The organism is Stutzerimonas chloritidismutans, from assembly GCF_051486945.1.
Classification (GTDB): domain Bacteria; phylum Pseudomonadota; class Gammaproteobacteria; order Pseudomonadales; family Pseudomonadaceae; genus Stutzerimonas; species Stutzerimonas chloritidismutans_B.
On the sequence record NZ_JAHVDX010000002.1, the window covers coordinates 524,303 to 549,666 of the forward strand.

The window sequence follows — 25,364 nt, forward strand, 5'->3', positions numbered from 1 at the left end:
GCTCAACCATTCAAGGTCAGCGGAGGCTAGACTTAACGAGAATCATTGTCAAACAACAAAAATTATCAATCACCCTTTACTCGCCTATGCACTAGCCGAACGCCGCCAGCGGCATGGGCCGTCCCAGCAGGTAGCCCTGCGCCTTGCTGACTTGCAACTCGCGAAGGATGTCCAGCTCGGCTTCCGTTTCCACGCATTCGGCGACGATCTTGCTGCCGGTTTCCTGCCCAAAGCGGATCAGCGCCGAAACCAGCGCGCGGCAATCACGGTTGCTGTCGATATCACGTATGAGGCTGCGGTCGAGCTTGATGACGTCCGGCTTGAGCTTGAGGATGTGTCGGAAACTGGCATAGCCCGCACCGGCGTCATCGACCGCCAGCAGTAAGCCCCGGGCTCGCATCGGTTCGAGGGTTTCAGCAATCAGGTCGTAATCGCGCACCGACGCATGCTCGGTGACCTCCAGCATCAGCCGCTCGAGGGGCTGGTCCGCCAGCAACTGCCCGACCGCGCCGCCGATGATGGTTTCCGGCGATACGTTGAGCGACAGATAGCGATCACCGCGAATGCCGTCGAGGCCCTTGAGTGCCTGCGCGACCAACGCCATCTCGAGCTCGCACTGCAGGCCGACCTGCTCGGCCTCGTTGAACCAGATGTCCGGGCTGCGCAACGGGCGGCCAGCGAAGCGCGCAAGCGCCTCATAGCCCACCACCTCGTTCTCCATCATGTTGACGATCGGCTGGTAGACCACCTCGTAGGCGCGCTCGTCGAGCACCTCGCGGATACGCGCGGCACGGCGTTCCTGCTCACGCTGCTCCTGGGCCTGGATTTCGAGCAGGCGGCCCGCGAAATCAGCGAATAGCCGCAGCGTGTCGAGGTCGCGATCATTGAGCGAGCCGTCGGGCTGGGCGCTGAAGCAGCAAAAGGTCCCGTAGAGCCGGCCATCGCTGAAGCGGATCGGCACGCTGATATAGGAACCGATCGAGAGGAGTGCGGTGATGGGCAGGTTCGCCGCCTCAGGCAGCTTGCTGGTGTCGGGGATCAATTGCGGCAGTCGGCCGTCGATGACCCGCTGGCAATAGCTATCCGAGAGCGGGTCCGAGCCGCCCACGCAGATCGGCAGCGGGTCGCTGTGACCGTCAACGTGGCGGAATACCCGCAAGCCCTGCACCACCTCGGCGACGAAGGCGACATCCATGCCCAGGTGCGAGCGAACCGAGCGTAACGCCTCGCAGAGCATGTCTCCGACCGAATGACCGGCCGACTCGATGTTGCGCAGCATGGCAGCCGCATCACCGCCGCCTTCGAATGCCTCGGGACCCAGCCGAACGTTTTCAAGCATTCACACCTCCGGTGAAAGCGCCGTTTCGCTTCGACGGCTTATGGTTGGCGGCCCGCTTGCTACATGGCGTTCTGCACCGCCGGTTGTAATGTCCGGGCCTATGAGGAGTGTTGTCGGTTTTTTCGGCTGCTCATGCACGAACGGACGACCGGTCGTCGCCCCGTCAGAAATCAGCGAAACGGTGGGCATCACGCAGCCTGTGATACAGCGGGCTTGATGGATGAGATGAACGATTCACGGCTCCGCCATGGTTTGACAGACCGCACTCAGCCTTCCTAGTATCGATTCAGATTCAAAACTCAGTACCGCACTGCAAAACAATAAGAGGCTTAAAAAAGCCGAAGGAGTGACCATGCGCCGCCTTGCCCGCCCCTTTCTCATCGCATCCCTTCCCCTCTGTCTCGGTCTTGCCGCCTCAGCCCATGCCAGGGACGTCGAACTACCGAAAACCATGGCCTGGACTGCTTACGGCACTAACTCCAGTGGCTACGCCCAGGCCGTCGCCATCGGCGGCATGCTGCAAAAGGAATACGGCACTTCGGTGCGCATTCTTCCCGGCGATAACGACGTGTCCCGCATGACGCCGCTGAAGAACGGTCGCGTTCAGCTCTGCGCCTGCGGTATCGCCAGCTATTACGGCGCCGAAGGCGTGCTGATGTTCGCCAACCGCGACTGGGGCCCGCAGCCACTGCGCGTGCTGACCACCTCCAGCGCGACCTTCGCACTCTCGCTCGCCGTGGCTGGCGACCTCGGCGTAAAGACCCCCGCCGACCTCAAGGGCAAGCGCATCGCCTACATTCGCGGCGACGATGCGCTGAACAAGGGCACCGAGGCCTTCCTCGCCTTTGGCGGCCTGACCTGGGATGACGTCACTCGTGTGGACTACCCCGGGTACGCCCGGTCTTTCGACGGCATCATCGCAGGCGACGTGGATGCTTCGTTCACCACCACCGTAACGCCGCCCGCCCAACAGCTCGCCAGCAGCCCGCGCGGCGTGACCTGGCCAGTGCTCGCCCCGGATGACGAAGCCGGCTGGGCGCGTATGAAGGCCGTCGCGCCTTACTTCCAGCCATTGCGCGCCACCTCCGGCGCCGGCGGAATCTCAGCGGACAACCCGGTCGACAGCGCGAGCTACCCCTACCCCATCGTCGTTGCCAACGCCGATCTCGACGACAACACCGCCTATGGCCTGGTCAAGGCGCTGCAGACCCACTACGACAGCTATAAGGACAGCGCACCCGGCGCGGCTGGCTATGCCGCCGACAACCAGGACATGACCTGGGTCGTGCCCTTCCATGACGCGGTGGTCGACTACTACAAGGAAACCGGCACCTGGACCGATGAGATGCAGGCCCACCAGGACCAGCTGATCAAGCGCCAGACCCTGCTGATGGACACCTGGAAGACCTTCATGGCCGGCGACACGCCCGATGACGAAGAGGCCTTCGCCGCCGCCTGGATGAAAACCCGCGCCGCCGCGTTGACCGAAGCCGGCTTCACACCCGTCTTCGAGTGACCCCTCCAGGCGCCGCCCCCATACGGGGCGGCGTCGTGTTCCCGCCCAAGGGCCGCCAGGCACGGATCCCCTCATGCAAAACGAAACACCGGAAGCCAAAGCAGTCGAAGCCCGGGAAATGATCAGCCGTGTGCGCACCCTGCCGCGCGCGTTGCGCTGGCTGCCCGGCGCCGTCACGGTCGCGCTGGTGCTGATGACCCTCGACTACCTGTTCAACCTTGGGCTGCTGCGCGTCATTACCGGGCTGGAAACGCAGTTCTACTACGCCGTGGTCGCGCTGCTGCTACCGCTGGTGTATTTGCTCTGGCCAGCGCTGGCGTCCGGGCAGGACAAACCGGTGCCCTGGTATGACTACCTGCTGTTCGCCGTAACGGCAGCGGTCAGCGGCTATTTCGTGGTCAATGCCGAAACCATTCTGGAGCGTGGCTGGGGCTTCGATGCGCCGCAGCAGGCGGTCTGGTTCAGCTATGCGTTCTGGATCCTGATCATCGAAGCCGCCCGCCGCGCCGGCGGCTGGCCGATCGCCCTGATCGTCGCGCTGTTCTCCTGCTATCCGATGGTCGCGGATATCATGCCCGGCCCGATCCAGGCCTTTCCCTCGACGCTGGAACAGGCCGCCATTTACCACACCATGAGCACCGAGAGCGTCATGGGTGTGCCGCTACAGGCCTTCGCCGGGCTGGTGATCGGCTTCCTGATTTTCGGCGTCGTGTTGCAGAAGACCGGTGGTGGCGCCTTCTTCATCAACCTCGCCTTCGCCTTGCTCGGCCACGTGCGCGGCGGGCCGGCGAAGGTGTCGATCTTCGCCAGCGGGCTGATGGGCTCGATGAGCGGAAGCGTCATTACCAACGTGCTGACGACAGGCGTCCTGTCGATCCCGGCGATGCGGCGCATCGGCATGAGCCGCTCGTTCGCCGGTGGTGTCGAAGCCTGCGCATCGACCGGTGGCGTGCTCATGCCACCAGTGATGGGCGCTACCGCGTTCGTCATGGCGATGTTTCTCGACGTGCCCTACGCCGCGGTCGCGCTGGCCGCCGTCATTCCATCGATTCTGTACTTCCTCGGCTTGTTCATTCAGATCGACGCTTATGCCGCGCGCAACGGCATCGAAGGCCTGCCAGAGGTCGAATTGCCCTCGGTGAAGCAGACCCTCAAGGAAGGCTGGTACTACATCTTTGTGTTCGTGCTGCTGGTTTGGATGCTGCTGGTGATGCAGCGCGAAGCGGTCGCGCCCTTCTACGCCACGGCCCTGCTGCTGGTGCTCAACCAGTTTTCGAAAAAGCACCGCTGGCAGTGGGGTGATGTCGGCGACACGCTGGGTTCGGCTGCCAAGCTGTTCGCCGAGCTGATCGCCATCCTCGCGGGGGTCGGCATGCTGGTCGGCGCGCTATCGATGACGGGGCTGTCGGGCACCATCGCCAACGACTTCATCCACCTCGCCGGTGGGAGCGTCCCGCTGCTGCTGATCATGGGCGCACTGACCAGCTTCGTGCTGGGCATCGGCATGACCGTCACCGCCGCCTACATCTTCCTCGCCGTGGCGCTGGCGCCAGCGTTGATTCAGGGTGGTGGCCTCGATCCGATGGCCGTGCACATGTTCATTCTCTACTGGGGCATGCTCAGCTTCATCACGCCACCCGTGGCGCTCGGCGCCTTTGCGGCCGCCACCGTAGCCGGAGCCAGGCCGATGGAGACCGGCTTACAGGCGATGCGTCTGGGTAGCGTGATCTACTTCATCCCCTTCATGTTCGTGCTCAACCCGGCGCTGATCATGCAGGGCCCGGCGTGGGAAATCGCCTTGGTGTTCTGCCAGGCGGTACTGGGCATCATCCTCTTCGCGTCGGCGATGCAGGGCTACCTGATCGGCGTCGGCCGGCTGGGGCATAACCTGGTCACCGAAGCGGTAATCCGGACGTTGATCCTCATCGCCGGGTTGTGCGTGGCGATTCCCGGCGGCGGACCGATTCCGTTCAGTCATCTGGAGTTGTTGGTGGTGGGGGTTGCGGCGGCCGTGCCGGCCGTTTTGCTGGCTAAGTGGAGCCAACGGAGGGGACGAATTCAGCCGACGGTGGTTGTTTGAGATTTCCGATTCCAGACGCAGGCTGGCATCAAACTGAGCTTCTCGGTCAACGCTGAATGGCCGTGAAGCGCAGATACAGAGAAAAGAATAGTTTCAGACGACTCGGACCCAGCCCCCCTTCAGAAGGCCGAGCGCCGGAGGGAGGGAAGTCTGGACGCAGCGCGGCCAGACCCGGATGTCGGGGTCGCCTTCTCTTTGGTTACTTTCTCTTGGCGAAACAAGAAAAAGTGACTCGCCCAGCAGGGCGAAACCAAGCCCCCAACCCTGACCAAAGAGGTGTCATCGACCAGCCGAACCGATCTCCCCCGCCGGGCTAGCCATCCCCTGCGCCCGCTCTCTCAACTGTCCCTTGAGAATCTTCCCCGTCGCCGTCGCAGGTAACGCCTCCACCATCACAATCTGGCAAGGCCGCTTGTAGGGCGCCAACCGCTCAGCCGCAAAGCGCGCCAGTTCCGCCTCGCTCAGCGCGGCCCCCGCCGAACACTGAACGAACGCCACCACCTCCTCGTTACCAGGCACCTGGCGACCCACCACGGCCGACAACGTCACCTGCGGATGCGCGTTCAGCACCGCCTCCACGTCTGGCGGATAGATGTTGAAGCCCGAGCGAATGATCAGCTCCTTGCTGCGCCCGACAATAAACAGCTCGCCCCGCTCGTCGACACGCGCGATATCACCCGTGTTCAGCCAGCCGTCTTCGGTCAAGCAGGCTCGGGTCGCCTCCGGTTGACGGAAATAGCCGCGCATCACGTTTGGCCCGCGTATCCACAACTCGCCGGTTTCAGGTGCCTCGGCATCGGTGCTGTGCAGCGGCTCAAGACGGTATTCGAGCATGGGCAGCACGCGACCTACGGTGGTGCTTGTGTGGCGGTCCTCGATACGGGTCTGACTGATGGTCGGGCTGGCTTCGGTCAGGCCGTAGCCGTTATGCAGCGTCAGGCCGAAACAAGCCTCGACGCGCCGCTTGGTCTCGCCATCGAGCGGCGAGCCTCCGGCAGACATGTAGATCAATGCTGGCGCCTCGAGCAACGCGCCAGTCTGGTTGAGGTATTCAAGGAGGCGGGCATACATCGCTGGCACCCCCTGCAGCACGCTGATTCGTTCGTCACGCAGCGCCGTGAGCAGGGCCGCAGGCTCGAAACGTGGGGCTGGATAAAGGCAGGCGCCGTTGTACAGCGACCCCATGCAAACCGAGGCCAGACCGAACACATGCGACATCGGCAGTACGCCATAGACACGCTGGCCTTCAGTTAGGTGGCGCATGCCGCCGGAGATCGAGGCAATGTAAAGGATGCCGCGGTGCGTCAGCATCACGCCTTTGGGGCTGCCGGTGGTGCCGGAGGTGTAGATCATCGCTGCCACCTGCTCGGCGCCGCTGGCATGCACGGGCTCTGGGTCAGTTGCGAGCAGCGGACTGACCATCAGCTCGCCCAACCCTGAGTGCATCAGTGCCTCAGCGGCATGCCGCTCGCCATGCGCGCGCGCTTCAGGCGACGCGGCCACGGTGTAAAAGATTCGCCGTGGCTCGCAATTCGCGCGGATGGCATCCACTTCAGCCGCCGAAAGCCGCGCGTTGACAATGGCGAGCCAGGCATCGAGCTCGCTCGCAGCGAGCAGCAGCACGACCAGTGCACGGCAGTTCTCGCCGACACTCATCAACCGGTCTCCGGGCCGCACACCCCGTTCGGTCAGCCAGGCCTTGGCTGCCTGGATCTCGCTGGCCAGGTCGCCATAGCTCCAGCGCACATCGCCGTCGACCAATGCAGCCAGAGCGGGGGTTTTCTGAGCACGCTCTAGAATCCGCGTGCTGAGCCGTTCCGGCAGCTCAGCCAGCAGTTCGCTCGCCAAGCGGCCATTGATGAGCTCATCCGGGGCGCGTTTCGACTGAGAAAGGCGCATCAGCGAACACCGCTCAAGAGGCAGCGCGACGGTTCGAGGAACATTGGCATCGTGAAGGTGGGCTTGCTTGCCCGACATGGAATACGCATGGCTTCTGTCCTGACGCTGTTGTCGTTGTAATAACCGTGACGGGAATAAATTAGTTCCGCAGAGCGGAATATCATTCCGTAAAAGACAGCCCAGACTTTTGCACAGGCATCAGCGACCGTCAATTTGTTCAGCTGGAGACCGCAAAATAGCTGGCGGGAAGGCGATCCCTATCGGCAACGGATCAGCCAAGCCTTGGCCGACGCATTTGGTTTTAGAATGTGTCCAATCATTTCCCGCAGTCACTGTCCGAACTGGAGCAACGCTTCTCCAGCACAGACGCCATCGTTTCACCTTGGGCTTTGCCAACCATGCCGCATTACCTCGAACCCGTGCCGCGCTGGGAACCCCACGAACGGCCGTCAATGCCCGGATCGCCGGCGATCCTCGTGCATCCTATGCGGCTGCGCATCGCCTATGCGCTGGTCGCGGTTCTCGTGGGGATCACTGGCGGATTGGGCAACGCGCTGTTCATCGCCAACCTGCCGGCCATCCAAGGTGATCTCGGCCTGACGCCTTCTCAAGGCGCCTGGCTGCCGGCGGCCTATTTCATGGTCAACGTCTCGGCCAACCTGCTGTTGATCAAGGTGCGCCAGCAGTTCGGCCTGCGCCGCTTTGCCGAGGTGGGGCTGACGATTTACGCGCTGCTCAGCATCGCCCACGTGTTCGTCGAGGGGCTGGAAATGGCCGTCTTCGTGCGTGCAGCCAGCGGGCTCGCCGCGGCAACCACCTCCTCGCTGGGCCTGTTCTACATGCTCCAGGCGTTCGGCAAGGCCGGGCTACCAAAAGGCGTGATTTTCGGTTTCGGCATTTCACAACTGGGCACGCCGCTGGCCTGGCTGCTGTCCCCAGCGCTGCTGGATATGGGCGAATGGCATCGCCTGTATGTGTTCGAGAGCGGGCTTGCGCTCTGCTCTCTAGCAGCGGTAGTGGTGCTCAAGCTGCCGCTGGGTGAGCGCATCAAAGTGTTCGAACCGCTGGATTTCGTGACCTTCGCCCTGCTCGCTCCGGCGCTGGCGCTGATCGCCGCGGTACTCGCCCAGGGCCGGATTCTGTGGTGGACCGAGCAACCTTGGCTGGGCTATGCGCTGATTGCCGCCCTTCTACTGATCAGTGCGGCGTTCATGATCGAGCATCATCGTCGCAACCCGCTACTACAAACGCGCTGGTTGGGAACGGCCGCCATGCTCCGTTTCGCCTTTGGCGCGCTGGCCCTGCGCTTGTTGCTGTCAGAGCAAACCTACGGCGCGGTTGGCCTGCTGCAAACGCTTGGCATGGGCGCGGAGCAGCTGCAGCCGCTCTATGCCGTGATCCTGCTCGGCTTGGTCCTCGGCATCTCCGCCAGTGCGCTGACCTTCAGCCAGGCCATGGCGTTTCCGCAGATCCTGCTGTCGATCGTGTTGATCGCGATCGCCAGCTTTCTGGACATCGATGCCACTAGCCTCACCCGCCCGCACGACATGTTCCTCAGCCAGGGCCTACTGGCCTTCGCCAGCGGCATGTTCCTCGGCCCGTTACTGCTCACAGGTATCGGCAGGGCATTGAGCAACGGGCCGAATTACCTGGTCAGTTTCATCGTGCTCTTCACCATGACCCAGAGTCTCGGCGGGCTTGCTGCGCCGGCGCTGTTCGGCACCTACCAGGTCGTGCGCGAGAAGTACCATTCCAGCTACCTCACCGAACAGGTGGTACCGGGCGACCCCCAGGTCGCGCAGCGGTTGCAACTGCAGAGCCAGGCGCTCGCCTCGCGCCAGCGCGATGTTCAGCTGCGCCAGGCACAGGGTGCAGCGCAATTGAGCCAAACCATTACCCGCGAAGCGAACGTACTGGCCTTCAACGATGTGTTCCGGCTGATCGGCATGCTCGCCATTGGCGTGTTCGGCTGGACCCTTCTCCACACCGTGCGCCTCGCACGGCAGAACAGGAACGCGGCACCTCAATGAGTGACAACAGGCCCACCCCAGACGACATCCCACCTTCGGCGCAGGCTGCTGGCGCCACGGATGCCGGCCCCGTGCCGGCCGATCCACCGAAGACGATCAAGCCAAGCCGCCGCTCGGTCATCCTGATGAGCCTGGTCGCGCTGGTCGGCGTGCTGGCAATCCTGTACGCCTGGCAGCTCTGGCCTTTCGGCGGTCGCGTGGCGGTCACCGAAAACGCTTACGTGCGCGGGCAGATCACGGTGCTCGCGCCGCAGGTCAACGGCTATGTCACCGAGGTACTGGTGCAGGACTTCGAGGACGTACGCCAGGGCCAGCCGCTGGTGCAGATCGATGATCGCCAGTATCGCCAGGTGGTCGAGCAACGCCGTGCCGAACTGGCCGCGCGCCGCTTCGATCTGGAAAACCTCGAGCAGACCCTGGCCACCAACCGCGCCACGCTGGAATCGCGCCGTGCCGAGCTGGCCGCTGCCGAAGCGGAGCTGGAGCGCGTCAAGGTGGACGTGGCGCGCGTCAACGAGCTTGCCAAGTCCGGCTCGATATCGCTGCGCGAGCGCGATCAGATTCGAGCCACCGCCCGAGAGGACGCGGCCACCGTTCAACAGGCACGCGCCGCCATTGCCATTGCCGAACAGACCCTGAAGGCCAGCGAGGTCTCCCGAGGCGGGCTCCAGGCCCAGGTCGATATTGCCGAGGCCAATCTCAAGCGCGCGCAGATCGACCTGGACAACACGCGCGTTACCGCGCCGCGTGACGGGCGCGTAAGTGAAGTCACGGTGCGCCAGGGCCAGTACGTCACGGCCGGTTCGCAGTTGCTCTATCTGGTGCCGGATCAACTCTGGGTCATCGCCAATTACAAGGAGACCCAGACCTTCGCCATGCGGCCCGGCCAGCCGGTGCAGATCGAAATCGATGCGCTCGACGGCGCCCGCCTGACCGGTCGCGTGCAGCGCCTGGCACCCGCCACCGGCTCGGAGTTCAGCGTGCTGCGCTCGGATAACGCCACCGGCAACTTCACCAAAGTGGTACAGCGCGTGCCGGTGCGCATCACCCTCGACCCGGACCAACCGCTGATCGAGCGGCTGCGGCCCGGCCTGTCGGTGGTAACCCATGTAGATACCGGCGTCGAGGTGGCCGACGATACGCGCGAGCATCAGCCGGAGCGCGAGGCCCAGTGAACCAGGCACCGCCACGCCTCTGCTGGCTATTCGGTGCTCTGCCGACTGCCTTGCTTGGCAGCGCACCGCATTAGGGCTAGCGCCACCCTGCCCCGATACGAGCGGGCTGCCGTAAAAGCATCGAAAGCCTGAGCTGACAGCACCGCTCCGCCTCATCCTGGCTGACGTGTTCGCTCCGGCCGCGCCTTTGCCAGAACGTCGAGCAGCGCTTCGACAGCCAGGAACAGCAACAGGCTGATGCCCAACACGGGCAGGCAAATGCCGAACACTACCGCTACCACCAGCGTGATACTCAGGGCGCGCGGCGACAGCACGCGCAGGGCCTGCAGCACGCCGATCCGACGCACGGCTGCGCTACGGCGCCACCACATCAGATAACCGAAGGCCACCAGAACCGCCAAACCGAGCGCCGTGACGGCCAGCAGCAGCTGGTTGGCCGCCCCGAACAGCGAGCCCATGTGTGCATCGATGCCCCAGCGGGTCAGCTTGGCTGCGATAGGGAATGTCGCGAAATCAATCCGATCGGTAATGCGCAGGCTCCGCGGATCGACGGCGACGGCATCGACCTGGGTGGGCCAGCTGCGGTCGATTTCGGTCACCGTCCAGGCACGATCTGGCCCTGCAGCCGGGACGATCTCGACCTTGCCCGCCTCGATACCCGCCTCGCGGGCCGCGGCGAGAACCTGATCGAACAGCGCCGGCGTGGCGGGCTGCAGCCCGGACATCGTCATCGCGCCGTGGTGCGCATGCTCGCCAGCCGCTGCGGCCGGCTCGGCTCCGTCCAGTGCGGTGGACACGCTTGGCGTAGACATGCCAAGCGCGGCGCGCGCGACACCAATGTTGTCGCCCGCCCAGCGCGACCAGGTCAGCCCGGTGGCGGAGAAAAACAGCAGGCCGATCAACAGCGACAGCCCGAGCGTCGAATGCCAACGACGTAAGCCTACGCGTTGCACGGAACCTGCCGCGCGCCGGCGCCGGATCAGCCACAGCGCCAATCCACCCAGTGCCGCGACCCACAGCCAGGACGCGGCCAGTTCGCTGTACAGCCGCCCCGGCTCGCCGAGCAGCAGGCTGCGGTGGAACTGATCGAGCCAAGTGCGCAACGGCAGTACGCCGCTGGTGCCATACACCAGCAGCTCTCCAAGGATCTCGCCGTTGACCGGATCGACGAACACCGCTCGGCTTTCCGACTCACCCAGGTCCGGTGCCTTGAACATCACCCGCGTGGTCGTACCGGCCTCAGGCGCGGGGCGCACCGCCGACAGCGTGGCGGTGTCGCCGATATGCGCCTGAGCGATCTCGATCTGCCGTGCCAGCGGCAGTGGTTCGCCGCTGCTGTCCGTATACAGCTGCGCGGCGTAGAGCCGGTCCTCCAGTTGCGGTGTCAGCGCGTAGACCAGGCCGCTCATCGCGGCGATGAAGATAAACGGACCGACCAGCAGGCCAACGTACTGATGCAGGCGAATCAGCAGTGCCAGCAATGGCTGCTGCGTGCGGGCCGCCAGGGGTTGCGCCTCTGGATGGGCGCCAGCGGTACTTGAAGTCATGGTTACTTACTCGATCAAAATGTGTGCAGCTTTTTCTGTAGGCCCAGCTGGCGATCGATGGCCCAGCAAGGGATCGGATCGCGAGCAAGCTCGCGCCTACAAAGGCGGGTCCGTATGTTCACGCTGCCGACCGGGACGTAAGCCTGCAGTGCTGGCCAGCAACCAACAGCGGCGCGAACGCAACCACCCGCGGCTACCGGACAGACAGAACGTGATCGATCAAGCGAATGGAGAGGCGCGGGGGTTCAGGCTCGGCCAGCGATATCGTGGCGATAACGGCGGTGCAGTGATCGACGGCACGTTGCCGAGTGGCATAAGCCGGGGGTGAAACAATACAGGCGAGCCAGCGGGTATCGCCGCCAGCGACCCCGCCCCGGCAGCGCAGCAACAGGGCATGCCCTGATGATGGCTCGGGGCCGGCGCTGGCTCCCCTGCCGCATGATGGGATGCGGTGTGTTCGATGGCGCCCGAGTGCTCGGCATGCGCCCCGTGCCCGGCGTGCCGGCTCGCCTCGGCCATCGGGCAGTGCCCGCCCGACGCGCCAATCGCGCGCATCTGTGCACCCATCAGCGGCATCGCGACCAGATGCAGCAGGACAGCGAAGGCAGCTATCCAGGTGGGAACTCGACGGGGGCGGTGCATGGGGCGGCAGGCTCCAGCGGAAGCGGAAGGCGCCGGCTAATCGCTGGCACCGGCCAGTTTAGCCATTCTTGGGGCTGCTTTTGGCCTTGTTGCGTTTGGCGGGCTTGTCCGATTCCACTTCGTCGCCCGCTTCGCCGCGTAGCGTAATCCAGGTCGGCGCATGATCGCTGGCATGTTCCTGGTCACGCACCCAGCGATCCACGCCGGCATCGACCAGCCGCGGCGCCAGGTCAGCACTCAGTAGCAGGTGATCGATACGCAGCCCCGAGTTCTTCTGCCAGTGCTGGCGAAAATAATCCCAGAAGGTGTAGATGCGCTCGTCCGGGTACTTGGCACGAAGCGCATCGGTCCAACCCTGGGCCAGAAGACGTTCGAAACATTCGCGGCTTTCGGGCTGCAGCAAGGCGTCCTTGCGCCACGATTTCGGGTTGTAGATGTCCTCGTCCGTGGGCACCACGTTGTAATCCCCAGCCAGTACCACCGGATGGCCGTTAGCGAACAACCCGGCCGCATGCTCGATGAAACGCTCGAACCAGGCCAGCTTGTAATCGAACTTCGGCCCCGGCTGCGGGTTGCCGTTGGGCAAATAGAGGCAGGCCACGATCACACCGTGGGCCGCGGCTTCCAGGTAGCGGCTCTGGGTCTCGTCCGGGTCGTCCGGCAGGCCACGGCGAATCTCCAGCGGGTCGTCGCCCTTGGCCAGAATCGCCACCCCATTCCAGGACTTCTGCCCCTGCCAGATGGCGCCATAGCCAGCGGCACGGATGTCATCGATGGGAAAGTCGGCATCCTGCGCCTTCAACTCCTGCAGGCAGACCACATCGGGCTGCTCGCGCTCCAGCCACTCAAGCAGATTGGCCCGTCGTGCGCGGATGCCGTTGATGTTGTAGGTGGCGATTTTCAGACGATTCACAAGCACCTCTCCGCTCAGCGGGTGAAATCACCTTAGCTGTGACCGCAGGGGGCGGCATCCGTCCTGTTAGCCTGGTGTGACGGGCAAAAGCAGGGTGAAGACGGTCGCCTGCGCGGTACTGCTGACCTCCACCTCGCCGCCATGCAACTGCATGATCGAGCGCACAATGGCCAGCCCCAGCCCACCGGAATCACCCGGTTGGGCACGAGACGGGTCGCAACGGTAGAAGCGATCGAACAGTTGCGGCAGATCCTCGGCGTCGATCGGCGGGCCCTGGTTGATCACACTGACGCGGCGCCAGTTGCCCTGCGCATCGCTGACAATGCGCACCGGGCTGTCGCCCGCGCCGTAACGCAACGCATTGGCCACGAGGTTGGCCAATGCGCGGCGGATCAGTTGCGAATCGGCGAACAGCTCGCCCTCGGTCTCGTCGACCAGGCGGATGCCGCGCTCTTCGGCGACACCCTCGAAGTACTCACACAGCTGCTCGACCAGTTCCGGCAACGAAAAAGCCTGCCGCGTGATGGCCGTTGCCGGCTGCTCGGCACGGGCGAGAAACAGCATGCTGTCGATCATCCGCGCCAGGCGCTCGTACTCCTCCTCGTTGGACGCCAGCAGCGCCTGATAGTCGTCGACTGAACGTGCACGGTGCAGCAGCTGCTGGGTCTGGCCCATGAGGTTGCCCAGCGGCGTGCGCATCTCATGGGCAAGGTCCTCGCTGAAGCGCGACAGGCGGACAAAGCCCTGTTCCAGCCGGGCCAACATCTGGTTCAGTGCCGCACGCAGCGGTTCGAGTTCGCTCGGTACGGTTGAATCGTCCAGACGCAGGTGCAGGTGCCGCACGTCGATGGCCAGCGCCTGGCGCGTCAACTCGCGCACCGGGCGCAGCGCGCGCCGGCTGATCAACCAGCCAAGCAGGGACGCCAACAACGCGCCGAGACTCAACGCCCACCACAGCTTGACGCGATAGGCAGTCAGCATTTGCTCGCGCTCGCTCAGCAGACGCCCGGCCACGAGCGTCAGCCCCGCATCGCCCGGCAAGCGCCGCCAGGCCAGGCGCGCTTCGCCGACATTGCGCAACGTCATCGAGTCGGCGGCAGGCAGCGTTGGAATCGCCAGGTGGATCGGGTTGATTTCGATCAGCGGCCGGCCTTCGGCATCCAGCAGCCAGAGCAGGCTGTCGCGGTTGCCGAGCATGTTCTCGTAGAGCTGCGGCCGCTGACGCAGGGCGTCGATGCTGGCGCTGTCGTCCAGCAGCGCCTGCATGCGCTCAAGCCGCCCGAGCAGCGCCTGGTCGTCACGCCAGCTGATCTCGCGTTCCAGCGAGCGATACAGGAACAGCCCGATGGTGCCGAGCAGCACCACGGCGACCAGCGCGAAGGCCAGCGCCAGGCGCAGGCTTAGCGAGCGGGGCAGCAGGCTCATGGTGAGGCATCCAGCACGTAACCCATGCCGCGCACGGTGTGGATGAGCTTGAGCGGATACGGATCGTCGACCTTGGCGCGCAGGCGGCGGATCGCCACGTCGACAACATTCGTGTCGCTGTCGAAATTCATATGCCAGACCTGCGAGGCGATCTGCGCACGCGAGAGCACCTCACCCTGGCGGCTCAGCAACAGGTGCAGCAGGGCGAACTCCTTGTTGGTCAGGGTAATGCGTTCACCCTGACGAGTGACGCGGCGGCGCAGCAGATCCAGCTCCAGGCCGGCGACGTGGAAGTGCTCGATCTCCCGCGGCGGACCGCGGCGCAGCAAGGTGCGCACCCGCGCCAGCAACTCGGCATAGGAGAAAGGCTTGACCAGATAGTCATCGGCGCCCAATTCCAACCCGCGCACACGGTCCTCCACTGCATCGCGTGCGGTGAGGAAGAGCACCGGTGTATGCGCCGAGCGCTGGCGCACCACGTGCACCAACTGCCAGCCATCGAGCCCCGGCAGCATGACGTCGAGGATCACCAGGTCGAAGGGTTCTTCCTCGATCAGGTATTTGCCATCGATCCCGTTGCGCGCGACCTCCACGCGATAGCCGGATTCCTCCAGCCCTCGCTTGAGGTAGTCGGCCGTTTTTGCCTCGTCTTCCACCACCAGGATTCGCATGGGTTCGCCTCTTCGTATGCGCCTAGGTTAGGGAGTCGATGAGCAGGCAGCCATTACAAAAACGTAATGCGCAGGCAACGGTTCTGACGGTCGCTGGGCGGCAGCATGCGCCTCGAAACCAAGCCACCAGAGGAACCGATATGCGCATCGTAGCCACACTCTCATTGCTGACGCTGGCCCTCGGCGCCAGCGCCGCCACACCGGAACCGCTCACCCAGCAAAACGTTTCGCTGGCACTGGCCGAAGGTCTTATCCAGCAGACACTGGATACCTGTCATGCCCAGAACCGCACCGCGGCGGTTGCCGTGGTCGATCGCGGCGGCAACCTGGTCGCGCTACGCCGTGACGACAATGTCGGCCCGCACAACACCCTTGCGGCCCAGCGCAAGGCCTATACCGCGCTGTCGAGTAAAACCCCAACTCGCCTGTTCGCCGAACGCGCCGCCAATACGCCGGACGCCGCCAATCTCAACACCCTCGATGAACTGCTGCTGCTCGGCGGCGGCGTACCGCTGAAGGTCGGCGACGAAGTGATCGGCGCCATCGGCGTGGCGGGTGCCGGCGGCGCCAAGAACGACGAGGCTTGCGCCCTCGCTGCCATTGAAAAGCTGTTGCCCTCCTCCCACTGAAGAAAAAGGAAAACATCATGAAAACGCTGAAATCCATCGCTGCAGGTCTTCTGCTGAGCGGCCTCTCGGGCCTGACCCTCGCCGCTGGCAACCCGCTTAGCGTGCACGTACTCAACCTGGAAAGTGGCCTGCCTTCACCGGGTGTGCACGTCACACTGGAACAGCAGCAAGGCAATAGCTGGACGGCGCTCAACAGCGGCGATACCAACGAGCAAGGCCGGATCGGCGCGCTCTACCCGGAAGGCAAGGCGCTGGAAAAAGGCACTTACCGCGTCACCTTCATGACGGGCGACTGGTTCGCCAAACACAAGGCCAGCACCTTTTTTCCTGAAGTTCCGGTGATCTTCGAAGCCGACGGCAGCGTCGAGCACTATCACATCCCACTGCTGCTCAGCCCCTACGGCTTCTCAACCTACCGTGGCAACTGAATGCCTCAGCGCACCTCCCAATACCCCGGTGCGTTGTAGATGCCCTTTAGGTAGTCGATGAAGAAACGCACCTTGGCCGGTAGATAGCGCTGCTGCGGGTAGACGGCCTGGATGTCGTAGGCCGGCAACGCATATTGGTCCAGCACCGTGACCAACTCCCCGCGCTTGAGCTCGGCCTGGATCTCCCAGGTCGAGCGCCAGCCGATGCCCAGGCCCTGCTTGACCCAGTCGAACAAGAGTTCGCCATCGTTGCAGTCCAGATTACCGGCCACGCGGATCGCCACCTGTTTGCCGTCGCGCAGGAAGGTCCAGCCACGCTGCTGGCCGCCCTGCAGGTTGAAGGCCAGGCAGTTGTGCCGCGTGAGGTCTTCGAGGGTGAGCGGTACGCCCTGCCGCTCGAAGTAATCCGGCGCGCCGCACACCACTCGACGGTTGGGGAACAGCTTGATGGCCACGTAATTGGGGTCGGTCACCTCGCCGATGCGGATGCCCATGTCGTAGCCGTGGCGCACCAGGTCCACCACGCTATCGGTGAAGTTGAACGACAGTTGCAGGTCCGGGAAGCGCGCCTGAAACGCCGGCGCGTGCGGGCCGATATGTTTGCGACCGAATGCTGCCGGCGCCGAGACGACCAGATGGCCGCGGACCGAAGTGCCATGGTGGCTGATGCTCGCATCGGCTTCCTCGAAATCCTTGAGCAGCCCGCGAGCTCTCTCCAGGTACTGCTCGCCCAGATCCGTCAGCGCCAGCCCGCGCGTGGAGCGGTGCATCAGCTTGACGCCCAGGTGCCGCTCCAGCGCGTCGAGCCGCCGGCCCATGACGACGGGCGTGACACCTTCCTTCAACGCAGCGGCGGCAAAGCTGCCGTGCTCGGCGACCAGTACGAAGCTATGGAGGGTCGTATAACGATCCATTCGATACTCCTGATATCGACAGAACTGAAGTCTCGGCCAATTCCTTCGTTCCGGCCAGCCCTTCATGCTTGGGCCACGTATAAAAACTATCGAATAGGAGCCATCACGACGCGCAGCCGATCGTGCACAGGCTCCAAGCCAGGAGGAACGACCATGGCCCGCATGAGAGCAATCGACGCCGCCGTCGCGGTATTGCGCAAGGAAGGCATCGACACCGCCTTCGGCATCCCCGGTGCCGCGATCAACCCGCTGTACTCCGCCCTGCGCGCCGATGGCAGCATCCGTCACATCCTGGCTCGCCATGTCGAAGGCGCTTCGCACATGGCTGAGGGTTACACCCGCACCAAAGCCGGCAACATCGGCGTGTGCATCGGCACCTCGGGCCCGGCCGGTACCGACATGATCACCGGTCTGTATTCGGCCTGGGCCGACTCCATCCCGATTCTCTGCATCACCGGTCAGGCGCCGCGGGCCCGCTTGTACAAGGAAGACTTCCAGGCGGTGGACATCGAATCCATCGCCAAGCCGGTCACCAAGTGGGCGGTAACCGTGCGTGAACCGGCACTGGTGCCGCGCGTATTCCAGCAGGCCTTCCACGTCATGCGCTCGGGTCGCCCTGGCCCAGTGCTGATCGACCTGCCGTTCGATGTGCAGATGGCCGAGATCGAGTTCGACGTCGAGACCTACGAGCCGCTCCAGGTCTACAAGCCGGCCGCCACTCGCAAGCAGATCGAGAAAGCCATCGACATGCTCTGCGCGGCCGAGCGCCCGCTGATCGTCGCCGGTGGTGGTATCTACAACGCCGGTGCCGAAGCTTTGCTGGTGGAATTCGCCGAAACCGTTGGCGTGCCGGTAATCCCGACCTTGATGGGCTGGGGCTCGATCCCTGACGACCATCCGCTGATGGCCGGCATGTGCGGGCTGCAGACCAGCCACCGCTACGGCAACGCCAACATGCTGGCTTCGGACTTCGTGCTCGGCATCGGCAACCGCTGGGCCAACCGCCACACCGGTTCGGTCGACGTCTACACCAAGGACCGCAAATTCGTGCACGTGGACATCGAGCCGACCCAGATTGGCCGGGTGTTCTCGCCGGACTTTGGCATCACTTCCGATGCCGGCTCCGCGCTGAAACTGTTCGTCGAGGTGGCCAGGGAGCGCAAGGCCGCGGGCAAGCTGCCGGATCGCAACGCCTGGGCCGCCGATTGCCAGGAGCGCAAGCGGACGATGCTGCGCAAGACGCACTTCGACTCGGTGCCGATGAAGCCGCAGCGCGTGTACCAGTGCATGAACAACGCGTTCGGCCGGGACGCCTGCTACGTCAGCACCATCGGCCTGTCGCAGATCGCCGCCGCGCAATTCCTGCACGTCTACAAGCCGCGCCACTGGATCAACTGCGGCCAGGCCGGCCCGCTCGGCTGGACCATCCCGGCGGCGCTCGGCGTGGTCGCGGCGGACCCGACCCGCAAGGTGGTGGCGCTCTCGGGCGACTACGACTTCCAGTTCATGATCGAGGAACTGGCCGTGGGCGCGCAGTTCAAGCTGCCCTACCTGCACATCCTGGTGAACAACGCCTACCTCGGCCTGATCCGCCAGGCGCAGCGCGGTTTCGAGATGGATTACTGCGTGCAGCTGGGCTTCGAGAACATCAATGCCGACCAGAGCGGCATGGAAGGCTACGGCGTCGATCACGTCGCGGTGGTCGAGGGCCTCGGCTGCAAGGCGATCCGCGTGTTCAAGCAGGAAGACCTGCGCCCGGCCATCGAACAGGCCCAGGCCTGGATGGCCGAGCACCAGGTGCCGGTGGTGATCGAGGTGATCCTCGAGCGGGTCACCAACATCGCCATGGGCACCGAGATCGATGCCATCAACGAGTTCGAGCCGCTGGCCGAAAGCCGGGAAGACGCTCCGACCGCGGTTGGATTGCTGGACTGAACCACCCACGCGTGGAAGACGCTTCGCGGTCTTCCACCCTACGGGCAGGAGCACTTCGGACCCGTAGGGTGGATATCGCGAAGCATATCCACCAAATGCAACACCGCTGAAACCGAAGGGTGGATATCGCGCAGAACATCCACCGAACTGATCCGTACAGATCACAAGGAGTTACCCATGCCCCGCTTTGCCGCCAACCTGTCCATGCTGTTTACCGAGCTGGACTTCATGGACCGCTTCGCCGCTGCCGCCGAGGCCGGCTTTTCCGGTGTCGAGTACCTGTTCCCCTATGACTACCCGGCCGAGGAGATCAAGGCGCGCCTGGATGCCAACGGGCTGACCCAGGTGTTGTTCAACCTGCCAGCCGGTGATTGGGCGAATGGGGACCGTGGCATCGCCTGCGATCCCGAGCGCATCGAGGAATTCCGTGCCGGCGTGGACCGCGCCATCGCCTACGCCAAGGTGCTGGGCAACACCCAGGTCAACTGCCTGGCCGGCATCGCCCCGAAGGGCGCCGATCTCGGCAAGCTGGAGATGACCTTCATCGAAAACCTGCGCTACGCCGCGCAGAAGCTGGAAGCCGAGGGTATCCGCCTGGTCATGGAAATGATCAACACCCGCGACATCCCGCGCTTCTTCCTCAACAACACCTCCCAGGCGCAGGAGATTCGCGGCAAGGTCGGCCACGCCAACCTGTTCCTGCAGTACGACATCTACCACATGCAGATCATGGAGGGAGACCTGGCGCGCACCATCGAGAACAACCTGGCGGCGATCAACCACGTGCAGCTGGCCGACAACCCCGGGCGTAACGAGCCGGGCACCGGCGAGATCAACTACCACTTCCTGTTCGAGCATCTGGACCGCATCGGCTACCAGGGCTGGATCGGCTGCGAATACAAGCCGGCCACCACCACCGAAGCTGGCCTCGGCTGGCTGAAGAGCCACAACGCCATCTGACCGCTTGCGCTCACGCCGCAACGCAGGCCGAGCAGCGGCCTGCCCCACAGAATCGAGGAGAACACACATGGCTAAGATCGGATTCATCGGCACCGGCATCATGGGCCTGCCCATGGCTCAGAACCTTCAGAAAGCCGGGCACAGCATCTTCCTGTCCGAACACCACGACGCGGCTCCGGCCGCGCTGGTCGAGGCGGGCGCCGTCGCCCTGGCGAACCCGAAGGAAGTCGCCCAGGAAGCCGAATTCATCATCATCATGGTGCCGGACACCCCGCAGGTCGAAGACGTGCTGTTCCGCGAGAACGGCATCGCCGAGGGCGTCGGCCCGAACAAGCTGGTGATCGACATGAGCTCGATCTCGCCCAGCGCCACCAAGGGCTTCGCCGAGAAGATAGATGCCACCGGTGCCCGCTACCTCGACGCGCCGGTTTCCGGTGGCGAAGTCGGCGCCAAGGCTGCGACGCTGTCGATCATGGTCGGCGGTAGCGAAGAGAGCTTCGCCCGCGCCCTGCCGCTCTTCCAGGCCATGGGCAAGAACATCACCCTGGTCGGCGAGAACGGCGCCGGGCAGACGGCCAAGGTCGCCAACCAGATCATCGTGGCGCTGAACATCCAGGCGGTCGCTGAAGCGTTGCTGTTCGCCGCGAAGAACGGCGCCGACCCGGCCCGTGTTCGCGAAGCGCTGATGGGCGGCTTCGCCGGCTCGAAGATCCTCGAGGTCCACGGCGAGCGCATGATCAAGGGCACCTTCGATCCGGGCTTCCGCATTGCCCTGCACCAGAAGGACCTCAACCTCGCCCTGGCCGGTGCCCGCGAGCTGGGCCTGAACCTGCCCAACACCGCCAACGCCCAGCAGGTGTTCAGCACCTGCGCGGCGATCGGCGGCAGCGGCTGGGACCACTCGGCGCTGATCAAGGGTCTGGAACACATGGCTAATTTCTCGATCCGCAAGGACTGAGGCAGGCCGTCAGCCTTCGAGCACGCTGCGTCGAGCCAAGCGCCCCACCTTCAGGGACAGACAGACCAGGTGGTGGGAACCGTAAGGCTCGCTCAGCGACGCTCAAAGGGTTGGATTGAAGTTGCTTGGAGACGAAATCACAGCGTCCCCCACGAGCTCGGCCCCACGCCTCTGCGATCCAACCGCTGCCCTCGGGCGGCACCCCTTTCGACCTGCCTAGCACGAGGAGTCACGGCCTGACTGCCGGGTGGGTCGATTCCAGACCTTAGCGCTTGCATTGCCGAGCGCTAAGGTCTGGAATCGGGCACCTGACCTAACAGATGGAGTCGTACATGAACCTCGATCCGCAAGCTTTTCTGCGCGACCTGTTCGCTGCCGCCATTGATGCCGCCCATCCACGCCAGGTCCTGGCTGATCACCTACCGGCGGATCGCAGCGGCCGGGCGATCGTCATTGGCGCAGGCAAAGCAGCAGCGGCCATGGCCGAAGCCATCGAAGCGGTATGGGAAGGCGAGCTGTCCGGCCTGGTGGTGACGCGCTACGGCCATGGCGCCGATTGCCGCAAGATCGAAGTCGTCGAGGCAGCCCATCCGGTGCCGGACGATGCCGGCGAGCGCGTCGCCCGCCGCGTGCTGGAGATGGTCAGCAACCTCGAGGAAAGCGACCGGGTGATTTTCCTGCTGTCCGGTGGCGGCTCGTCCTTGCTGGCGCTGCCGGCCGAGGGCATCAGCCTGGCCGACAAACAAGCGATCAACAAGGCGCTGCTGCGTTCCGGCGCCCACATCGGCGAGATGAACTGCGTGCGCAAGCACCTCTCGGCGATCAAGGGCGGGCGGCTGGCCAAGGCCTGCTGGCCAGCCAGCGTCTACACCTACGCAATTTCCGACGTACCCGGTGACGAGGCCACGGTGATCGCCTCGGGGCCGACCGTGGCCGACCCGACCACCTCGGCCGAAGCGCTGGCGATCCTGGCGCGCTACAACATCGAGATTCCCGCGAACGTGCGTGCCTGGCTGGAAGATCCGCGTTCGGAAACCGTCAAGCCGAACGATCCGTGCCTGTCGCGCAGCCATTTCCAGCTGATCGCCAAGCCCCAGCAATCCCTCGACGCCGCGGCACAGAAGGCTCGCGACGCCGGCATCACGCCGTTGATCCTCGGTGACCTGGAAGGCGAATCACGGGAAGTGGCCAAGGTGCACGGCGGCATCGCTCGCCAGGTGGTCCTGCACGGCCAGCCGATCGCCGCGCCCTGCGTGATCCTCTCCGGCGGTGAAACCACCGTGACGGTACGCGGCAAGGGCCGCGGCGGTCGCAATGCCGAGTTCCTCCTCAGCCTCACGGAAAACCTGCAAGGCCTGCCCAATGTGTACGCGCTGGCCGGCGACACCGATGGCATCGACGGCTCGGAAGACAATGCCGGCGCGCTGATGACGCCCGACAGTTTCGCCCGCGCTGAAGCCCTGGGCCTGAGCGCCGCGGACGAGTTGGCGAATAACAATGGCTACGGCTATTTCCAGGCCCTCGACGCCCTCCTGATGACCGGCCCGACACGCACCAACGTCAACGATTTCCGCGCCATCCTGATTCTGCCGCCATCCCGCTAGCGGCTGGCAACGCTCATAACCATAACTGCCAATAGAGCCCGCCATGACACCTGATAAGAAGGTCAAGATCCTCGCTACCCTGGGCCCCGCCACCCGCAGCATCGACGATGTACGTGAGCTGGTTGAGGCCGGGGTGAACCTGTTCCGCCTCAATTTCAGCCATGGCGAGCACGCCGACCATGCCCAGCGCTTCGGCTGGATTCGCGAGGTGGAGCGCCAGTTGAATCAGCCCATCGGCATCCTCATGGATCTTCAGGGGCCGAAGCTGCGTGTTGGGCGTTTCGCCGAGGGCAAGGTCAACCTCATGCGCGGCCAGACCCTGCGCCTGGACCTCGACCCGACACCGGGCGACAGCACGCGGGTCAACCTGCCGCATCCGGAAATCATCGATGCGCTGCAGCCGGGCATGAGCCTGCTGGTGGACGATGGCCGGCTGCGCCTGACGGTCATCTCGAAGCATGCCGACGCCATTGAAACCCGCGTGGTGGCCGGTGGCGAGCTGTCCGACCGCAAGGGCGTCAACGTGCCCGAAGCGGTGCTGGAGCTGAGCCCGCTGACTGAAAAGGATCGCCGCGACCTGGCCTTTGGCCTCGAACTGGGCGTCGACTGGGTGGCGCTGTCGTTCGTGCAACGCCCACAGGACATTCACGAAGCCCGCGAGCTGATCGGCGACCGCGCCTTTCTCATGGCCAAGATCGAAAAACCCTCGGCAGTGCAGCACCTGCGCGAGATTGCCCGGCTTTGCGACGCCATCATGGTGGCGCGCGGCGACCTGGGCGTCGAAGTGCCGGCCGAAAACGTGCCGCGTATCCAACGCAACATCGTCCGCACCTGCCGCCAATTGGGCCGGCCGGTGGTAGTCGCCACCCAGATGCTCGAATCGATGCGCTTCTCCCCTGCCCCGACCCGCGCCGAGGTCACCGACGTGGCCAACGCGGTGGCCGAAGGCGCCGACGCGGTGATGCTGTCGGCGGAAACCGCCTCGGGCGACTACCCGCTGGAAGCCGTGGGCATGATGAGCAAGATCATTCGACAGGTCGAAAGCGGGCCGGACTTCCAGGCTCAGCTCGACGTCAACCGACCGAACGCCGAAGCGACGTTGCCGGATGCCATCAGCTGCGCGATCCGGCGGATCAGCGGCATCCTGCCCATCGCGGTGCTGGTCAACTACACCGAGTCCGGACGCTCCAGCCTGCGCGCCTCACGCGAGCGACCAAGCGCACCGATCCTCAGCCTGACACCTAATCTTGCCACTGCGCGCAAGCTGACCGTCGCCTGGGGCGTGTATTCGGCAATCGACGCCCGCATGCACGACATGGAGCAGGTGTGCCTCAACGCACTGGAACGCGCCCGGATACAAGGCATGGCCGGCACTGGCGACACCGTTCTGATCACGGCGGGCGTGCCGCTGGGGCAATCCGGCACCACCAACTCGCTGCGGATCGAGACGCTGAACTAAACCCTGTCATCGAACCGCATCAGCCCATGACGCCCTTCCTGCCGCAGGCGCTGCTCAACGGTGTCAGCCAGATTCTGCTGCAATCGCATCCGGGCTGCGGCCTGCTGATTCTGCTCGCGATCGGCCTGCAGGATCTCACCCTGCTCGCGGGCGCCCTGCTCGGCCTGGGCGTCGGCACCGGGCTGGCGTTGCGCCTCGGCTATCCGCAGCAGGACATCGCGACTGGCCTGTATGGCTACAACCCAACGCTGCTCGGCCTGCTGGTCGCCCTGACGCTCGGCGCCACACCCGTCGCCGGCGGGCTCATCGTGCTGACCGCCGGGCTGTCCGTACCGCTGCAAGGGTGTCTGCTCGGTCGCCTGCGCGGCGGCGATGGGTTGGGAAGATGCGCTCATGGAGCGGTGGATGGTTCAGGCCGGGCGAGCATCGTCAGGCCACGACCCGGTCTGCCGGGCTATACACTGGCGTTCGTGTTGCTGGGCTGGCTGGCGCTGGGGTTGTGCGGATTGATGGATGAGGTGGTCGCGGCGCGGCTACCGGAACCGGCAGTGAGTGGCATGGGTGCGCTGGGCGGGATGCTGCAGGGGTTAGGGCAGATTTTGTTTCTGTCGGCGCCGGGCGCCGGGCTCTGCCTGCTCGTGGCCCTGCTCTGGGCGGATCGCAGCGCTGCGCTCTGGGCCTTGTGCGGCTCGGCGGTCGGCCTCTACGCGACGTTGCTCGTAGGCGGCTCTGACGCGCAAGCGTTGGCGGGGCTGGCCAGTTACAACCCGGCATTGGCCGCGTTGGCGCTGAGCCAGGTCAGCCGTTCAGCGGTGGCGCCTGCGCTGGGAATCCTGCTGGCGCTCCTGGGCAACGTGATGTTCGATCGACTCGGCCTACCGCCGCTGACCATGCCCTTCATCCTCGCCAGTTGGGCGGTGACGTTGGGCATGCGCTGGCACGACGGCCGCCCGCCGCGATGGGCAACCCGGGCGGCTTGAGCGGGAGGCCCGGTTAACCCCTGGTCGCACGCGGATCCTGGTCACGCGGATAGGTTCGCTCTTCCTCGATCTTGCCGTCGGCGGTGTGAATCTTCACCGAAGCGGTGCGCAACTTCATGTAATCGCGCGTCTCGGCAATGATGTCTTCTTTGGTTCCGGCCTCGATCAGGGCGCGCTTGTCGCCTTCCTCCCGCAGAACCCAACGATCGTCGTCGTGTGTGATGTGGTAATTCTCCATAGCGGCCTCCTCAGGCGTTCAA

General features: G+C 64.5%; 20 protein-coding genes. 12 read left to right on the top strand and 8 right to left on the bottom strand.

Annotated elements, in window-relative coordinates; translation table 11 throughout:
* Window positions 1-91: 91 nt before the first annotated feature.
* Complete coding sequence (locus tag KXR72_RS09525; protein WP_437420870.1) at window positions 92-1,339, bottom strand: sensor domain-containing phosphodiesterase; 1,248 nt, start codon at window positions 1,337-1,339, stop codon at window positions 92-94.
* Between the two features lie 352 nt (window positions 1,340-1,691).
* On the opposite strand from KXR72_RS09525, the gene KXR72_RS09530 reads away from it, so the two are divergent.
* Window positions 1,692-2,855: a TAXI family TRAP transporter solute-binding subunit gene (locus KXR72_RS09530; protein WP_437420871.1), complete on the top strand. Its 1,164-nt coding sequence runs from the start codon at window positions 1,692-1,694 to the stop codon at window positions 2,853-2,855.
* 73 nt (window positions 2,856-2,928) lie between these two features.
* On the top strand, window positions 2,929-4,935 hold the full coding sequence (locus KXR72_RS09535; protein WP_437420872.1) for a TRAP transporter permease: 2,007 nt from the start codon (window positions 2,929-2,931) through the stop codon (window positions 4,933-4,935).
* A gap of 279 nt (window positions 4,936-5,214) precedes the next feature.
* On the opposite strand, the gene KXR72_RS09540 is transcribed toward KXR72_RS09535, so the two are convergent.
* On the bottom strand, window positions 5,215-6,834 hold the full coding sequence (locus tag KXR72_RS09540; protein ID WP_437420873.1) for a class I adenylate-forming enzyme family protein: 1,620 nt from the start codon (window positions 6,832-6,834) through the stop codon (window positions 5,215-5,217).
* A gap of 452 nt (window positions 6,835-7,286) precedes the next feature.
* Between KXR72_RS09540 and KXR72_RS09545 the strand changes: the two genes are divergently transcribed.
* Together KXR72_RS09545 and KXR72_RS09550 are read left to right on the top strand one after the other, a co-directional pair.
* The gene (locus tag KXR72_RS09545; RefSeq protein WP_437421330.1) at window positions 7,287-8,864 is read left to right on the top strand and encodes an MFS transporter; all 1,578 of its coding nucleotides are present in this window, start codon (window positions 7,287-7,289) and stop codon (window positions 8,862-8,864) included.
* Window positions 8,861-10,039, top strand: coding sequence for an HlyD family secretion protein (locus KXR72_RS09550; RefSeq protein ID WP_437420874.1), 1,179 nt, complete (start codon window positions 8,861-8,863; stop codon window positions 10,037-10,039). The genes KXR72_RS09545 and KXR72_RS09550 overlap by 4 nt, the downstream gene beginning before the upstream one ends.
* Window positions 10,040-10,191: 152 nt before the next feature.
* On the opposite strand, the gene KXR72_RS09555 is transcribed toward KXR72_RS09550, so the two are convergent.
* The 4 genes from KXR72_RS09555 to KXR72_RS09570 form a co-directional block, all read right to left on the bottom strand.
* A complete protein-coding gene (locus tag KXR72_RS09555; protein ID WP_437420875.1) occupies window positions 10,192-11,586 on the bottom strand; it encodes a PepSY-associated TM helix domain-containing protein in 1,395 nt (464 codons plus the stop codon).
* A gap of 700 nt (window positions 11,587-12,286) precedes the next feature.
* Complete coding sequence (gene xth, locus KXR72_RS09560; protein WP_437420876.1) at window positions 12,287-13,141, bottom strand: exodeoxyribonuclease III; 855 nt, start codon at window positions 13,139-13,141, stop codon at window positions 12,287-12,289.
* A 66-nt stretch (window positions 13,142-13,207) separates the two neighbouring features.
* Complete coding sequence (locus KXR72_RS09565; RefSeq protein WP_437420877.1) at window positions 13,208-14,566, bottom strand: heavy metal sensor histidine kinase; 1,359 nt, start codon at window positions 14,564-14,566, stop codon at window positions 13,208-13,210.
* The gene (locus KXR72_RS09570; protein WP_437420878.1) at window positions 14,563-15,237 is read right to left on the bottom strand and encodes a heavy metal response regulator transcription factor; all 675 of its coding nucleotides are present in this window, start codon (window positions 15,235-15,237) and stop codon (window positions 14,563-14,565) included. Before KXR72_RS09570 ends, KXR72_RS09565 begins: the two co-directional genes overlap by 4 nt.
* Before the next feature lie 140 nt (window positions 15,238-15,377).
* Between KXR72_RS09570 and KXR72_RS09575 the strand changes: the two genes are divergently transcribed.
* Both KXR72_RS09575 and uraH read left to right on the top strand, forming a co-directional pair.
* Window positions 15,378-15,866 carry a GlcG/HbpS family heme-binding protein gene (locus KXR72_RS09575; RefSeq protein ID WP_437420879.1) on the top strand — a complete coding sequence of 163 codons (489 nt, stop codon included), beginning with the start codon at window positions 15,378-15,380 and terminating at the stop codon, window positions 15,864-15,866.
* 17 nt (window positions 15,867-15,883) lie between these two features.
* Entirely contained in the window at window positions 15,884-16,294 is a 411-nt protein-coding gene (uraH, locus tag KXR72_RS09580; RefSeq protein WP_437420880.1) for a hydroxyisourate hydrolase, read from the top strand.
* A gap of 5 nt (window positions 16,295-16,299) precedes the next feature.
* Here the strand turns inward: uraH and KXR72_RS09585 are convergent, their stop codons facing one another.
* Window positions 16,300-17,208 (bottom strand): LysR family transcriptional regulator, encoded by a 909-nt coding sequence (locus tag KXR72_RS09585; protein WP_437420881.1) that lies wholly within the window; start codon window positions 17,206-17,208, stop codon window positions 16,300-16,302.
* A 153-nt stretch (window positions 17,209-17,361) separates the two neighbouring features.
* On the opposite strand from KXR72_RS09585, the gene gcl reads away from it, so the two are divergent.
* From gcl to KXR72_RS09615, 6 genes are all read left to right on the top strand, one after another.
* A complete protein-coding gene (gene gcl / locus KXR72_RS09590) occupies window positions 17,362-19,143 on the top strand; it encodes a glyoxylate carboligase (RefSeq protein ID WP_437420882.1) in 1,782 nt (593 codons plus the stop codon).
* A gap of 177 nt (window positions 19,144-19,320) precedes the next feature.
* Window positions 19,321-20,103, top strand: coding sequence for a hydroxypyruvate isomerase (hyi, locus tag KXR72_RS09595; protein WP_437420883.1), 783 nt, complete (start codon window positions 19,321-19,323; stop codon window positions 20,101-20,103).
* Window positions 20,104-20,107: 4 nt separating this feature from the next.
* A complete protein-coding gene (locus KXR72_RS09600; RefSeq protein ID WP_437420884.1) occupies window positions 20,108-21,061 on the top strand; it encodes a 2-hydroxy-3-oxopropionate reductase in 954 nt (317 codons plus the stop codon).
* A gap of 332 nt (window positions 21,062-21,393) precedes the next feature.
* Window positions 21,394-22,665, top strand: a complete 1,272-nt coding sequence (locus KXR72_RS09605; protein WP_437420885.1) for a glycerate kinase type-2 family protein — start codon at window positions 21,394-21,396, stop codon at window positions 22,663-22,665.
* A 43-nt stretch (window positions 22,666-22,708) separates the two neighbouring features.
* Window positions 22,709-24,124, top strand: a complete 1,416-nt coding sequence (gene pyk, locus KXR72_RS09610; RefSeq protein ID WP_437420886.1) for a pyruvate kinase — start codon at window positions 22,709-22,711, stop codon at window positions 24,122-24,124.
* A 26-nt stretch (window positions 24,125-24,150) separates the two neighbouring features.
* The gene (locus KXR72_RS09615) at window positions 24,151-25,104 is read left to right on the top strand and encodes an urea transporter (protein ID WP_437420887.1); all 954 of its coding nucleotides are present in this window, start codon (window positions 24,151-24,153) and stop codon (window positions 25,102-25,104) included.
* 13 nt (window positions 25,105-25,117) lie between these two features.
* Here KXR72_RS09615 and KXR72_RS09620 read toward each other — a convergent pair whose 3' ends face one another.
* On the bottom strand, window positions 25,118-25,342 hold the full coding sequence (locus tag KXR72_RS09620; RefSeq protein ID WP_437420888.1) for a DUF2188 domain-containing protein: 225 nt from the start codon (window positions 25,340-25,342) through the stop codon (window positions 25,118-25,120).
* Between the last annotated feature and the right edge of the window lie 22 nt (window positions 25,343-25,364).

What these genes read in the sequence shown, in the direction of transcription:
- KXR72_RS09525 (WP_437420870.1), bottom strand. Translation starts at nt 1,339, where the DNA reads ATGCTTGAAAACGTTCGGCTGGGTCCCGAGGCATTCGAAGGCGGCGGT.
- KXR72_RS09530 (WP_437420871.1), top strand. Translation starts at nt 1,692, where the DNA reads ATGCGCCGCCTTGCCCGCCCCTTTCTCATCGCATCCCTTCCCCTCTGT.
- KXR72_RS09535 (WP_437420872.1), top strand. Translation starts at nt 2,929, where the DNA reads ATGCAAAACGAAACACCGGAAGCCAAAGCAGTCGAAGCCCGGGAAATG.
- KXR72_RS09540 (WP_437420873.1), bottom strand. Translation starts at nt 6,834, where the DNA reads ATGCGCCTTTCTCAGTCGAAACGCGCCCCGGATGAGCTCATCAATGGC.
- KXR72_RS09545 (WP_437421330.1), top strand. Translation starts at nt 7,287, where the DNA reads ATGCCCGGATCGCCGGCGATCCTCGTGCATCCTATGCGGCTGCGCATC.
- KXR72_RS09550 (WP_437420874.1), top strand. Translation starts at nt 8,861, where the DNA reads ATGAGTGACAACAGGCCCACCCCAGACGACATCCCACCTTCGGCGCAG.
- KXR72_RS09555 (WP_437420875.1), bottom strand. Translation starts at nt 11,586, where the DNA reads ATGACTTCAAGTACCGCTGGCGCCCATCCAGAGGCGCAACCCCTGGCG.
- KXR72_RS09565 (WP_437420877.1), bottom strand. Translation starts at nt 14,566, where the DNA reads ATGAGCCTGCTGCCCCGCTCGCTAAGCCTGCGCCTGGCGCTGGCCTTC.
- KXR72_RS09570 (WP_437420878.1), bottom strand. Translation starts at nt 15,237, where the DNA reads ATGCGAATCCTGGTGGTGGAAGACGAGGCAAAAACGGCCGACTACCTC.
- KXR72_RS09575 (WP_437420879.1), top strand. Translation starts at nt 15,378, where the DNA reads ATGCGCATCGTAGCCACACTCTCATTGCTGACGCTGGCCCTCGGCGCC.
- uraH (WP_437420880.1), top strand. Translation starts at nt 15,884, where the DNA reads ATGAAAACGCTGAAATCCATCGCTGCAGGTCTTCTGCTGAGCGGCCTC.
- KXR72_RS09585 (WP_437420881.1), bottom strand. Translation starts at nt 17,208, where the DNA reads ATGGATCGTTATACGACCCTCCATAGCTTCGTACTGGTCGCCGAGCAC.
- gcl (WP_437420882.1), top strand. Translation starts at nt 17,362, where the DNA reads ATGGCCCGCATGAGAGCAATCGACGCCGCCGTCGCGGTATTGCGCAAG.
- hyi (WP_437420883.1), top strand. Translation starts at nt 19,321, where the DNA reads ATGCCCCGCTTTGCCGCCAACCTGTCCATGCTGTTTACCGAGCTGGAC.
- KXR72_RS09605 (WP_437420885.1), top strand. Translation starts at nt 21,394, where the DNA reads ATGAACCTCGATCCGCAAGCTTTTCTGCGCGACCTGTTCGCTGCCGCC.
- pyk (WP_437420886.1), top strand. Translation starts at nt 22,709, where the DNA reads ATGACACCTGATAAGAAGGTCAAGATCCTCGCTACCCTGGGCCCCGCC.
- KXR72_RS09615 (WP_437420887.1), top strand. Translation starts at nt 24,151, where the DNA reads ATGACGCCCTTCCTGCCGCAGGCGCTGCTCAACGGTGTCAGCCAGATT.
- KXR72_RS09620 (WP_437420888.1), bottom strand. Translation starts at nt 25,342, where the DNA reads ATGGAGAATTACCACATCACACACGACGACGATCGTTGGGTTCTGCGG.